At 46.0% G+C, this 13,613-nt stretch carries 10 protein-coding genes; all 10 read right to left on the minus strand.

Annotated elements, in window-relative coordinates; translation table 11 throughout:
- Positions 1 to 2: 2 nt before the first annotated feature.
- The 10 genes from PAENI_RS00070 to spoIIE all read right to left on the minus strand — a co-directional run bounded on the left by PAENI_RS00070 (position 3) and on the right by spoIIE (position 13,340).
- Positions 3 to 770 (minus strand): type III pantothenate kinase, encoded by a 768-nt coding sequence (locus PAENI_RS00070; RefSeq protein ID WP_042183892.1) that lies wholly within the window; start codon positions 768 to 770, stop codon positions 3 to 5.
- Positions 767 to 1,642 (minus strand): carboxylating nicotinate-nucleotide diphosphorylase, encoded by an 876-nt coding sequence (gene nadC, locus PAENI_RS00075; protein WP_042183890.1) that lies wholly within the window; start codon positions 1,640 to 1,642, stop codon positions 767 to 769. The genes PAENI_RS00070 and nadC overlap by 4 nt, the downstream gene beginning before the upstream one ends.
- Positions 1,632 to 3,248: an L-aspartate oxidase gene (nadB, locus tag PAENI_RS00080; RefSeq protein WP_076286871.1), complete on the minus strand. Its 1,617-nt coding sequence runs from the start codon at positions 3,246 to 3,248 to the stop codon at positions 1,632 to 1,634. Before nadB ends, nadC begins: the two co-directional genes overlap by 11 nt.
- Positions 3,249 to 3,287: 39 nt before the next feature.
- A complete protein-coding gene (nadA, locus tag PAENI_RS00085; protein ID WP_042183878.1) occupies positions 3,288 to 4,226 on the minus strand; it encodes a quinolinate synthase NadA in 939 nt (312 codons plus the stop codon).
- A 258-nt stretch (positions 4,227 to 4,484) separates the two neighbouring features.
- Positions 4,485 to 6,539, minus strand: a complete 2,055-nt coding sequence (gene ftsH / locus PAENI_RS00090; protein ID WP_149643860.1) for an ATP-dependent zinc metalloprotease FtsH — start codon at positions 6,537 to 6,539, stop codon at positions 4,485 to 4,487.
- Positions 6,540 to 6,648: 109 nt separating this feature from the next.
- A complete protein-coding gene (gene hpt / locus PAENI_RS00095) occupies positions 6,649 to 7,188 on the minus strand; it encodes a hypoxanthine phosphoribosyltransferase (protein WP_042183870.1) in 540 nt (179 codons plus the stop codon).
- Between the two features lie 46 nt (positions 7,189 to 7,234).
- The gene (gene tilS / locus PAENI_RS00100) at positions 7,235 to 8,677 is read right to left on the minus strand and encodes a tRNA lysidine(34) synthetase TilS (RefSeq protein ID WP_149643861.1); all 1,443 of its coding nucleotides are present in this window, start codon (positions 8,675 to 8,677) and stop codon (positions 7,235 to 7,237) included.
- Between the two features lie 36 nt (positions 8,678 to 8,713).
- Positions 8,714 to 9,652, minus strand: coding sequence for a serine/threonine protein kinase (locus tag PAENI_RS00105; protein WP_188114442.1), 939 nt, complete (start codon positions 9,650 to 9,652; stop codon positions 8,714 to 8,716).
- Positions 9,642 to 10,388, minus strand: coding sequence for a vWA domain-containing protein (locus PAENI_RS00110; protein ID WP_042183866.1), 747 nt, complete (start codon positions 10,386 to 10,388; stop codon positions 9,642 to 9,644). Before PAENI_RS00110 ends, PAENI_RS00105 begins: the two co-directional genes overlap by 11 nt.
- Before the next feature lie 444 nt (positions 10,389 to 10,832).
- A complete protein-coding gene (spoIIE, locus tag PAENI_RS00115) occupies positions 10,833 to 13,340 on the minus strand; it encodes a stage II sporulation protein E (RefSeq protein ID WP_149643863.1) in 2,508 nt (835 codons plus the stop codon).
- Positions 13,341 to 13,613 lie beyond the last annotated feature (273 nt).

Consider the following 13,613-nt stretch of genomic DNA (forward strand, 5'->3'; position numbering starts at 1 on the left):
CTTTATTGGTTACGGTCATAAATAATTCGTAATCCTTCTAGTGTTAACATAGGATTTACTTCATCGATACAATCCGTCTCCCCCGCAATTAGCGAAGCGAGGCCTCCAGTAGAAATAACCTTCAGTTCCGGAGCGTTCATCTCGATTTTGATACGCTTTACAATCCCCTCGACTTGGCCTGCATACCCAAAAATAATACCAGCCTGCATAGCGTGAACTGTATTACGTCCGATAACCTTTTTAGGCTTCTCCAACTCAATTCGTGGCAGTTTCGACGCCCGCTGGTATAAGGCCTCTGTAGAAATAACAAGACCCGGAACAATCGCTCCTCCAAGATAATTAGCCCCTGCATCGATACAGTCGAAGGTCGTAGCCGTACCAAAATCAACAACAACAAGCGGACATTTATATTGTTCAATCGCAGCCACAGCATTAACAATCCGGTCTGCGCCAATCTCACGCGGATTCTCATAGCGAAGATTAAGTCCCGTTTTTATCCCTGGTCCTACGAGTAACGGATCTTTGCCTATATACTTTATACACATATCCACGATAGTCTTAACCAAAGGTGGAACTACCGAGGATATAATTACACCTTCCACATCTTTGACAGAGATCCCTGACATCTGAAAAAGATTGTGTATCAGCACTCCATATTCGTCCACGGTGGATTGGCGCGCAGTACTTAGCCGAAAATGATGTAACAATTCGCGCTTTCTGTATACACCGAGAACAATATTGGTATTACCGACATCGACAGCAAGCATCATGATGAGGACCCTTCCTTCTTGGCATTAAGGTCTAGACTAATATCCAGACTGGAAAAGGAGTACGTAAGGCGTCCTACAGAAATCACATCCACACCTGTTTCTGCGATCCCACGAACCGTTTCTAACGATACATTGCCGGAGGCCTCTGTCTTGACATGTGGAGCTTTAGCTTTAATCCTAGCCACCGCTTGCTTCATCATCTCGTTAGACATATTATCAAGCATAATAATATCAGCACCTGCTGCCAGCGCCTCTTCGACTTGCTCTAAGTTCTCAGTCTCTACTTCAATGCTCATCGTATGTGGAATGTTCTTCCGCGCACGACCTACTGCCTGCCTAATACCACCTGCACCCTTGATATGATTGTCCTTGATCATAACCGCATCATATAGACCAAAGCGATGATTAAAGCCTCCACCAACACGAACTGCATATTTTTCCAGCATACGATGTCCTGGTGTAGTCTTACGTGTATCTACTAGACGAGTCGGTAATCCATCGAGCACCTGTACGAAAGATGATGTACGTGATGCTACACCGGAAAGACGCTGCATCAAGTTGAGTGCAAGCCGTTCACCCGTAAGAATTGCATGTGTGCTTCCCTCTACCTCAATAATTACAGTCCCTTTTGTCACTGCTTGACCTTCTTCTACAAGGGCTGTAAAGCTAAGCGTAGGATCAACAATTTCAAAAACCAACTCTGCAATCGGGATACCACAAATTACGCCATCTTCTTTAGCATGAATAATCCCTTTAGATTCATGGCCAACAGGTATTGTCATTTGTGTTGTTACATCACCGGAACCTACATCTTCCCGCAGCCAAGCCTTAATGGATTGTACTAGTTCTTCATTGTAACCATTAAACATCATCGCTTAATTCCTCCACTATTCCCAGATCGCGAATTTGAAGCAGGTGCTTGCGCCACTGATCATCACTTCGCTGCGGGTAATCCTCACGGTAATGTGCCCCGCGACTCTCTTCCCGTGCTAGAGCAGACTCTGTCACGAGCAAACAGCAGGTCAGCATATTAGCGAACTCGTATTCCTCACGTTTAGTCAATACGGATCCAAAGATGGGTAGCTGCCGTTTCAATTCTTCTATTCCCTTAGACAAGGTCTCTTCATTACGTCGTAATCCAGCATATCGAACCATTACCTTTTGTAGCTTCAAACGGCGTTCCACAATAGCTTGAGTTGGCGAATCAACACGCCCTTCGTTGCTACTAACTGATGTAACATCACGTCCAAGCGGAGACAATTGGCGAATCCGCTCAATAATACGATGTCCAAAAACAACTGCTTCTGATAATGAATTGCTTGCTAATCGATTAGCCCCATGTACGCCTGTGGAAGAAACCTCCCCGCAAGCAAACAAGCGAGGAATCGTACTCTCCCCATTTAGATCGGTCTTAATGCCCCCCATCATATAATGCGCAGCTGGAGCCACTGGAATCCAATCACTTGTAATATCCAGTCCATAGCCCATACAGGTCTCATGTATTGTAGGGAAACGATGCTTCACCATTTCTGGGGATTCATGCGTAATATCCAAATAGACAAACGTTGACTTTGTAAGCTCCATTTCACTTACAATAGCCCGAGCTACAATATCTCGTGGGGCTAGCTCAAGCAACTCATGATATCGTTCCATGAACCGCTCTCCATTAATATTGCGCAATACCGCTCCTTCCCCACGGACTGCTTCGGAGATTAGGAATCTAGGAGCTCCAGGATAACTCAATGCTGTAGGATGAAATTGAATAAATTCCATATCTCGTATATGAGCCCCGGCACGATAAGCAATGGCTACCCCGTCGCCTGTAGCTACTTCAGGGTTGGTAGTGTATCTAAATAATTGTCCTGCTCCACCAGAGCACAAAATAGTCGCATCCCCTTGCAGGAATAACCGTCCGCCGCCGGGACGCTGCAACAATGCGCCTACACATTCTCCACCTTCAGTGATGAGATCAATGACATAATGATCATCCCACACCTCAATGTTCTCATGTTCAGCTACCTGTTCAGCCAAGGCACGAACAATCTCATAACCTGTAGCATCTCCATTAGCATGCAAAATACGACGGTGACTATGCGCTCCTTCCTGCGTCAAAGCCAGTACCCCATCTTCCTTATCAAAAAGAGTACCTAAACGAATTAGCTCATGAACTCTATCTGGTCCTTCATTAACAAGTGCATCGACAGCTGTGGATGAGCACAGACCTGCTCCCGCCATTAATGTATCCTGCCGGTGGTAAGCAGGGGAATCGTCCTCAGCTATTACAGCTGCGATCCCCCCCTGTGCATAGCGAGTATTACTCTCCATTACTGATTTCTTTGTGATCATAATGACACGCCGATCTTCACTAGCTTTAATAGCCGTGAACAATCCGGCAATCCCTGAACCGATAACAATACAATCTGTCTTTACTTTAGGAATATCCCGAAGATCAAAATCAACCAAATATTGTGGAATCATGACCGCGTTTCACCTGTTTCAACGAAAGAGTAGCGCATACTACCGGACTTGTAGCATGCGCTCTAGGGAAGTTCTGGCTTTGTCGGCGACAGCAGGCGGTACATAGATTTGTGGCTTCATCGTCTCCAGGCATTTCACCAGTTTTTTTAGATTGTTAACTTTCATATTAGGACAAACAAGAAATTTTGTAGCAAAATGGAATTCTTTATCCGGACTATCTTTACGAAGCTGATATCCTGTACCATCCTCAGTTCCAACGATAAATTGCTTACGGTCAGATTTCCGGCAATACTCGAGAATGGATGTAGTACTACCTACATAATCACCCATGGCCACTACTTCCGGACGACATTCTGGATGAACTACAAATTCTGCTTCTGGGTATTTCGCTCTCATTTCTACTACATCTTTAACAGTCAACATATCATGAGTGTTGCAATAGCCTTCCCAGATAATCAGTTTTTTGCCGGTCTGATCTTGTACGTATTGACCAAGATTCTTATCGGGTACCCAGATAATTTCTTCGGCATCGAGGGATTCGATTACTTTCACGGCATTGGCAGAGGTACAACAGATATCAGTTTCCGCTTTAATCTCTGCAGACGAGTTGATATAAGTCACCACTTTAGCATTTGGATGTTGCGCTTTAAGCTTACGCAAACCGTCTACATTGACCATATCTGCCATTGGGCAGCCTGCACGTTCATCAGGAATAAGGACGGTTTTGTTTGGAGCCAGAATTTTAGCACTTTCCCCCATGAAATGAACACCGCAGAATACAATAACCTCTGCATCAGTCTCTGCAGCCTTCTGAGCGAGTAAAAAAGAGTCTCCCCGGAAATCGGCAACCTCCTGAATTTCATCACGTTGATAATAATGAGCTAAAATGATTGCGTTTCTTTCCTTCTTAAGCTGTTCAAGACGTATACGAAGTTCTCGATTCTGTTCCTGCTTACGCTCAAGTGCCAGAGCTTCCACCGATTGTTCTCCCCCTTAAATCTTCGCGGCTTTACGCCGGTGCGATGTTATCAAATGGCATGAGCCATCATCCGAAAAAATGAATAAGCTGATGTTAATAGTAAGTAATATTAATCACTAATGTACACAACGTTCCAGCCCCTGTCAATGTGACTAGACAGGCTTCCAAGCATGAAATTACCTAAAAATTAAAATAAAAAATCCGGAGAGCAATTACGCTCTCCGGATTAATTTACATCTTATGAATAGTGATCCTGCTTAGGTAAGGCTAGTTCCGCCGCCTTTATTGTCATCATCAGATCCGTCATTACCCTCAGATTCAGGTTTGTTCGGGATTTCCTTTGATAGGTTCGGAGGCGTGGAATCAGTATCTTCAGACTTGCCTTGAATGCGGACACGCACATCACCGATATTATCAATGACAGGTTCGCCAACTTCAAGCGCAACGCCTTCGCCACCCTCGGCCTTGCCATCTTCAGAAAGGAATCCTTGTTCAATCAGCTCTTTAATCTGATCAAGCTCAAGTGTTTCCTTCTCAAGTAACGTATTGGCAATCAGGTGCATTTCTTTAGAGTGTTTGAGCAACAGTTCTTTACAACGTTCGTAGCTCGAAGTAATAAAGTTCTGCATTTCTTGATCAATCTCATAAGCGATTGAATCGCTATAATTCTGTTCATGCCCAATATCACGGCCCAAGAATACTTGGCCTTGAGAAGAGCCGAACTGCATAGGTCCAAGCTTATCGCTCATACCGTACTCCATGATCATGGCACGCACGATACGCGTAGCCTGTTGGAAGTCACTGTATGCGCCCGTACCGATCTCACCAATAAACAATTCTTCGGCAACACGTCCACCAAGTAATCCAGTAACCTTATCCAAAAGCTCCTGCTTGGTAACGATCATCCGATCTTCCTTCGGAAGCATAATAACATATCCGCCGGCACGTCCGCGTGGGATAATTGTAACTTTATGCACCATATCAGCATGCTCAAGGAAATAACCAGCAATAGTATGGCCTGCTTCATGGTAAGCAACAATGCGTTTCTCACGGTCACTGATAACCCGACTACGTTTCTCAGTACCCACGATAACACGGTCAATGGCTTCATCCACTTCAATCATGGAAATATCTTTGCGGTTACGACGTGCAGCTAGCAATGCTGCCTCATTTAGCAGATTCTCTAGATCAGCACCCGTGAATCCAGTTGTACGTTTAGCGACAACATCCAGTCTTACATCTTTCGTAAGCGGCTTGTTACGGGCATGAACCTTAAGTACAGCTTCACGGCCTTTTACGTCAGGGCGGTCAACCGTAATTTGACGGTCAAAACGTCCTGGACGAAGTAATGCAGGATCAAGTATATCAGCGCGGTTAGTTGCCGCAACAATAATAATGCCTTCGTTACCACCGAATCCATCCATCTCAACCAGCAATTGGTTAAGTGTCTGCTCGCGCTCGTCATGTCCGCCGCCGAGTCCGGCGCCGCGTTGACGACCCACAGCATCAATTTCATCAATGAAGATAATACATGGCGCGTTCTTCTTAGCGTTCTCGAACAAATCACGTACCCGAGAAGCACCGACACCCACGAACATTTCTACAAAATCGGAACCGGAAATACTAAAGAAAGGAACACCGGCTTCACCTGCTACTGCACGTGCAAGCAATGTTTTACCTGTTCCCGGAGGGCCTACAAGCAGTACGCCTTTAGGGATACGTGCACCGACAGCTGCAAATTTGCGCGGATCTTTCAGGAACTCAACGACTTCGACAAGCTCTTGCTTCTCTTCGTCCGCCCCTGCAACATCCTCGAAGCTGATTTTCTTCTTCTCTTCATTATATAACCGAGCCTTGCTCTTGCCGAAATTCATGACTTTACCGCCGCCACCTTGCGCCTGGTTAAACAGGAAGAAGAACAAGATGAACATAATGACTAGCGGGATAATGGAAGAAAGGAATGTCAGCCAAATGCTGGTACCTTCCATTTTCTTCTGAGTTAATTCAATCCCATTAACATCACTGGCTTGAATCAGTTCATTAATAGCAGCATCTGTTGGAGGAATATATGTGGAGAAGCTTTTCGATTTAGTATCGGCAGGCAACTCTCTATATTCGCCTGTAACTAAAAAGGCATTACCCTCAAACTGAACCGTCAAATCCTTCACATTGTTGCTCTTGATCTCCTGCCGTAACTCGTCGTATCTAGGGAAATCGGCGGCTTCATTTCCATTGCTCACAAACTGGACAATACCCACCACGACTAAAAATAAAATCAAATAAAAACCAGAATTCCGGATGAACCGATTCATCCCCTACCTCCTCTCGCAACACTCAAGTTATTGTACCATAGCCTCTTGGGACACCTCAAATAAAGGAAGCCAAGGGTGCCCGATCCGTATGATCAAGGCAATCAATAGTTCAATTGGAATAAATCTCAGGCTTCAGTACTCCAACATATGGGAGGTTCCGATACCGCTCGGCATAATCCAATCCGTAGCCTACTACAAATTCGTCTGGCAACACGAAGCCTGTATAGCTGGCTTCCAGATTAACCGTACGACCTGAGGGCTTATCAAACAAGGTAACCACATTGATAGAAGCAGCATTGCGGTTGCGGAGTAGCTCAATCAAATAGCTGAGCGTAAGGCCACTGTCAATAATATCTTCAACGATCAAGATATCGCGGCCTTCTACCGATACATCTAAATCCTTAATAATTTTGACAACACCAGAGGACTTGGTGGATGCTCCATAGCTAGATACTGCCATGAAATCCATCTCAACAGGTACTGTAATGGCTTTAACCAGATCTGCCATAAATATAAACGCGCCTTTTAGTACACAAATGACTAAAGGGGTACGTCCTGCGTATTCTTCGCTCAGTGTTCGACCGAGCTCCTTAATTTTCTGCTGAAGTTCCTCTTCGGTGATCAAGACTTCTTGAATATCATTTTGCAACTTGCGAAACCTCCTAAGTTATACTATGAAAGACTTACATCGACCATTACGTTTCTTCACGGTCATCCAGCTCTGCTAGAGACAATAGAAGTACCGAGGTCGTTTGCCGCCCTACTGCGGCATGCATCGAGCGTCTTACGCCCGGAATCCAGACGATATTGCCCAAACCATCACAAACGAGGGGGATCATTGAGCGTTCAGCAGCAGGTATTTTATCATCAATATAAATATCTTTTACCTTTTTGCTTCCGTTTAATCCCATGACTCTTATGGTATCTCCAGGCAATCGGGAACGTATCGTTAGTGGAAAGACCAGTTCATCACGGTCAAACCAAGCCGACATCTTCCCATAATCCTCCCCCTGTACAAAAAAGTTTTCTCTCTCCAGCACCGCCATCGACATCACCTTACCTATTTCCTCCAGCTTAAGCTTGGAATCCGGTAAAAACAGACGATATGTATAGCTTGCCTGTTGCTGCGCGGGCTTGGACGAGAACAAGATGATATCATATTGCCGCACACAAGTCAGGCCTCCACCTAAATCCAAACTCCAGGTGGTGGGATAGCTCTGCAGCGTTCCCCGACGTACAGATTCAATCTTGGAGAAATCAAGGGCAGATAGATCCGCCGACAGATAATTTAATATTAGTTTAATCAAACGCCGTTGTAAAGCGGAGGGTATGGCCGCAAATGAAGCTCTGTTAAAGGTATATTTCCCTTCCCCTTCCGAAACCAGCTCCTCAAAGCATTTTACCGCAGATGCCTCCATATATTCATCCTCAGCTCCTGCAATTTCCGCAAGCTGCACAAGTGACTGTCTCACTCTGCCGTTATACCTTTCCAGAAAAGGAAGAACTTCCAATCGAACAGCATTCCGCTTGTATTTCGTCAGCAGATTAGTTGCATCCTCGGCATAGGTGAAACCTTCATTCTGACATAACCCAAGAAGAGCCGTTTTGTTAATACGTAGGAATGGACGAATGAGTTCCACCTTTTTTTCTGTTCTTTTCCACTTGATACCGGACAGCCCCGATAAACCGCTTCCTCGCAATAGACGCATAATCACCGTTTCTGCCTGATCATCCGCATGATGAGCCAGAGCAACGGAGCGCGCCCCATAACGGTGTGCGGTATCAATCAGAAATTCGTATCGCTTCTCGCGTGCTGTCCCCTCAGGGCCGAGTCCACTCTCTTTAGCCAAAGAGGGAATATCGAATTCTGCCAACTCAAAGGGCAGTCCCAATTGTTCAGCCATACCACGTACTAGCTCTGCCTCTTCCTTAGACTCCGCTCTAAATCCGTGATTCACATGAGCGCATATTAAGGTAAGTGGCATAACGTTTAAAGCTATTTCATGCAAAACATGCAAAAGAGCCACAGAATCCGGGCCGCCGGAAACTGCGACTACAATGGTGTCATGGGGCGCCCACAGCTCGTGCTCGGCTGCTGACTCCAATACTGACTCCACCAGTCCATTCATTTGCTCCATATGCGGCCCCCCTTTTCTCTAACTATATGTATAAGTTCAAAACCGAAATACCCAATAAATTGTAAAGGCAAGCACAAACAAGGATAACCCAAAAGCATTTTTGAGCCAGCGAGGTGTGTCCATACTATCAGGACGCTTTCTACGCGAATTGTAAATATGGTTTCGCCAGAGCTCTGTAGCATCTGCGGAACCGGTGAAACCTCCTTTTAACGCCAAACAAATCCAAGAGGATAGTTTCTTGTCGGGTAGATTTCTAGCCAGCTTAAACAGCTCATCTACACTTCTTGTCTGCGGCAGCTGTAGCGCAGCTTTCTTGAGCCCCTCTTCATTCAAAAGACGGAGGCACAGTACAGCAAAAGCGAATAGATCATAACCCTCATCACTCGTGCGGCTGCCTGCATTCCAAAAGCCACGGTCATGCCATTCGGTAAACTGCTTCACACTGCGACCAATAGGACTTGTGCCCCCAAAGTCGATCAGCTCCACTTCGCCGTACTTTGATACCATGACGTTCTCCGGCTTCAAATCCCCGAACACAAAACCGCATTCATGCAGCGTGCGCAGCTTATCAAGCAGACCAAGCCCTACCAGGCCTAACCAGTCGGGACCGTTTTTCGATAAAAAATGATGCAGAGGTTTGCCTTCAACATACCTCATTACATAGAAGGGGACATTATCCCCATTCGCAAAATCATCCGCTTCCAAAAAATAAGAAGACAATGGATTCTCACGACGAGCACGATGCTCATTCCGCTTTCGCCGTGATTGCAGCGAGGTTAGTACATTGATCTCCGATTGAAGTTCAAGTGTATCGTATCCGATTTTTAGCGCGTACCTTTCCCGTCTGCCTTCTCTTTGCACAAGATATACGGTTCCGTTCGCGCCCCTTCCCAGCATCCGCTCAACGACATAACGGTTACCCCGCCATTTGCCGTTAATTAAGGTACCAGTAGGATAGGACGGATTAGACGACATACCCACCAATCATCCCTTCTCTTTCGTCGTGGTCATCACTTAGTCGGCGTCCACGATGTTCATCCAGTGTATCATAACGATAATGTTCAAGCACCTTGAAAATAGCTGGACCCGTCGGTGTCGCGCCTCTCATGTGTAATTTAGAGAATAACGTACGAATACCTGACATGTCATGGGTCCAATCTAGATCAAGCTTGGCATCTTCGCTGCTGTTATTTCCAGGATAATGGAACACAGCAATCTCACTCTTACCTTCCCGTGCTTCCAAACTGAGCGCCAAATCGCGGATAGCATCTTCCACTGCACCCAGTTTAGGTTTCATACTAGCACTGGCATCGATAAGAAGTGCAATGCGCAGCGGTGTTGTTTCTGTCAGTTCATCTACAACTGTAACAACCTGTGAACGTTGAACAGGAGGTAACTGATCCAGTGAGCCATCGCCTAGTATCTTTTTTACCTCTTTATTAACCGCCTGCTGGATCGTCTGAACCACGGTCTTGCGTGTCATCATCTGAATCGTCTGCGCCAGTTGTGGCGTTCCGACTATTCGGCTAAGGCCTCCCCCGGCCTTGGCAATGTCGGCAATCTCCCGGCTTCCGAGTTCGCCGATCGTACCATAATCAACTACACCAACCACATTTACGGTGATTCCCTCCTGCAGGGCATGCGCCGCTGCCAACACCGGACTTTCTCCTACATTCGAACAACCGTCAGTAATGAGCATAATTTGCTTCATAACCCTCAACTCCCCCTTTGTTTGAACCTCTGTTTCTAGCATATCCAGAAATGAGAGATTTCAAACGGTCGCTTTTGTTGGGGAAATTTGTGATCTGAACTACGGGGATAGTGAATAGGGGAACTGCGAGAAATGTTTGGGCTTTCGATCGCTGTTATTATTTGATTTCTCTATTAAAACCGCCCTCTGCGGTTGAAATCAAATAATAAAGGCGAACGCTCCGCTTCTACAGCTCCAAACTTTCTCTCCGTTCCGTACCTTCACTAGTAAACAGTTTAGATCTAAAAAATTACGCTCCAAAGTCAGCGAACCTTTGAAACGTAAATAGTAGAGGCCGGCGAGTTACACATCACAGACTCGCCTCGACTACCATTCAAGCACGGCACTGTGCCCGTGCTTCAAACCTTTAACATGCAGCACGACGCTTCGCGCGTGCCCAACCATCTAACTCACCGTACGCGGACGCTCCATTCGGCCGACACCAGGCATATGCAGGCTGGACCACTCTGGGTGGAAATGATCTACACGACTGACGACAATTGTCATGTCATCATGGATCTCATTGCCCTGATAACGAATTACCTTATCTAACAGGCTATCCGCCAAATCTTGAGGATCATCCCCCTCAAGCTCTTGGATCAACCGTTTCATCCATATCTCCTTATTAACGGCATATCCTGGCGCATCATAAATACCATCCGTCATCATAATCAAAATATCACCGGCCCGAAGCTGCATGCTAATCAGATCCACATCGATATCTTTAATGATTCCTATAGGCAGATTGCTAGAGGTTATTGGAATGACCTCACTACCCCTCCGGATAAAGCTCGGTGCGGAAGCAATCTTCATAAAAGTTGTCTGTGCGGAATACTGATCGATCAAAGCCATGTCAACGGTAGCGTAGAACTCGTCAGGAGAACGTAATAAGAGAATAGAGTTTACCGACTTTACAGCCAGCTTCTCATCCATACCGGATTGCAGTAGCTTTTCTAACATACCGAGGGCGGCACTACTCTCCATTCTCGCCCGCTCACCATTTCCCATTCCATCGCTAATGGATACTGCAAAGGTGCCGTTTCCAAGCTCTACGGTACTGAAGCTATCGCCAGATAACATATCTCCTCCTTTAGAAACAACGGCCACTCCTGTGTTTATCTCAAAGGCTTTGGCTGAACCGAAGGTAACCATCGACAATCCTTCCCGAGGATGGACTGCCGTCTCGCTCATGACAGCAATATTCTCATCCAGTATGTCGGAAAGGAGCGGAGCGATCATTTTACGGCATTCATCAAAACCACGAGTATAGGCATGCACCACCTCTATTTCTACACGCCCAGGATCTAAACTTAGGATTTCGATACTATGAATAGACAGCCCTAATTTCTCCAATGTCTCACGGATTTGAGCTTCCTGACGATACATTGCCTGTCCCTCACGTTTTATTTCACGCGCCAGGTCCTCCATAACCTGTGACACGCCCGATAACTGCTCGGCAACAAATTGACGACTATCGTATATTTGTCTTTTCCATCGCATATCATGTTGGTAAAGATCATATTGTCCTTTCATGACTTCAAGCACTTCGCCAGTTTTACCGCAAATCCGGCTCCATTCCGGAGGCAGCTGAGCTGCCGTAATATCAGGGCATTCCTCAACAGTAGTCATCATATCTGTCATGTATCTATACGTCTGATAGAATTTTGCATCCCAGCAGTGGGAACGCCGAATGCATCCTGCACAGGCACCCTCTGTCACCGTACTCATGAAATCCTCCATCTCACGGTCTGACTTCCCTACTTCTCCGGCACGTGGAATCTGCCCAAAGCTGCTCGACAGCTGCTGGAATACCTGTGAGAATTGCGTCACCCGTTCTGCCGTTAAATCCCTGACCCTTCGCGCATATTCGTGTTGAGATCGGCTATGATCTGACGTGCCAGGAACATATTTAGCAATGGCAGATATCATCGCCTTAGGCGTTATAAGAAATAGCACTACCGCTACGCAGGTTTCCCATGTTGAGGCCATCATATCACCCGGACCCGTAAAATAGACGGAAAGGATCGTGGATCCTAGTAACATCCCGATAGATACTGCACCTTTTCGACCACCCTGCATCATTCCCGCTAGCATTCCAGAAAAAGCAAGCAGGCTCATCTGATAGATAGCACTAATGTCCGCCAAACTGAGAATCAATCCGGTCACCACTCCAACAGCAGCCCCAAGAGGAGCCCCCCCTGCCATGGCGAAGAGTAGAATCAAATATCGTGACAATATATGCTCCAAAGACAAACCATTAAGGGTCCAGCCCACAAGGCCCGTCATTACTGAGGCAAGTAAGATAATAAGGCACAGAATCTCCTCGTTCCTGAGCGCTCTACTCTTTTGCTTATAGGTTAGTAAAGGCAGCGCTTGAATGAACACCAGTGTAAGCACAAAACCTAGTAAAGCATCTAGTGTTGTCATCATAAGCGGATACCAAGAAAGAGAAGGTCCAATAACAATCTGGAACAAGCCAACCATAAACGAAGACACGAACACCATAAGTGGTGCATAGGATAAATCTATTCGTTCATAACTTTCCAAGCCTTTATAAACTAAAAAGAAAATAATCAGCTCAGCAGTAGTAACCAAAGCTCCAGGGAATGGAGTAAAGAGACTTCCAGCTATAATGGCTGCAGCTACAGGTAGAATAGAGTCGCGACGCATAAACACAATGACGGCAAAGTATGCGACAGCAAAAGGGGATAGTTCGTCCAGAATCATGGCTCTACCCAGCAGAAACCCCATGAAACTGAGCAATAGCATCCATTTCTTCGCTGCTATTAGCTGAACATACCGCTGCTTCTGACCCCAAGCTGTAATACGCGTGCGCAATGCTTGTCTCTGCTTCTTATCTTCACTTCCCACTCTTGTCCACTCTGGCAAATTTACCACGTTGCTTTTACTCATTCCCCTACACCACCCGTTTAAGAATTTATGGTACTCATTATATAACCGGGGAATTGAGAAAGTTTGTCAGAAATGGAGGGACACACACAAGAAATTTCCGACAAAAAAGCCTTCATTCATGATCTGTAAAAAAGCGGTTCTATCCCTTGCGGGACGGTAGGTTGATTGGTTTCAAGATTGTTTACAACGTAATTTCACGCGCTGACGCGGCGGTTATTCGTCAGCGATTGCCCTAGAGTTATGTGAGAATGACATGGATGCTGTCGGCAATTT

Source organism: Paenibacillus sp. B2(2019), from assembly GCF_008370385.1.
Lineage (GTDB): Bacteria > Bacillota > Bacilli > Paenibacillales > Paenibacillaceae > Paenibacillus_AQ.

Excerpts from the sequence above, each read along its gene's own strand:
- PAENI_RS00070 (WP_042183892.1), bottom strand. The coding sequence starts at position 770 with ATGATGCTTGCTGTCGATGTCGGTAATACCAATATTGTTCTCGGTGTA.
- nadC (WP_042183890.1), bottom strand. The coding sequence starts at position 1,642 with ATGATGTTTAATGGTTACAATGAAGAACTAGTACAATCCATTAAGGCT.
- nadB (WP_076286871.1), bottom strand. The coding sequence starts at position 3,248 with ATGATTCCACAATATTTGGTTGATTTTGATCTTCGGGATATTCCTAAA.
- ftsH (WP_149643860.1), bottom strand. The coding sequence starts at position 6,539 with ATGAATCGGTTCATCCGGAATTCTGGTTTTTATTTGATTTTATTTTTA.
- tilS (WP_149643861.1), bottom strand. The coding sequence starts at position 8,677 with ATGGAGCAAATGAATGGACTGGTGGAGTCAGTATTGGAGTCAGCAGCC.
- PAENI_RS00105 (WP_188114442.1), bottom strand. The coding sequence starts at position 9,652 with ATGTCGTCTAATCCGTCCTATCCTACTGGTACCTTAATTAACGGCAAA.
- PAENI_RS00110 (WP_042183866.1), bottom strand. The coding sequence starts at position 10,388 with ATGAAGCAAATTATGCTCATTACTGACGGTTGTTCGAATGTAGGAGAA.
- spoIIE (WP_149643863.1), bottom strand. The coding sequence starts at position 13,340 with ATGAGTAAAAGCAACGTGGTAAATTTGCCAGAGTGGACAAGAGTGGGA.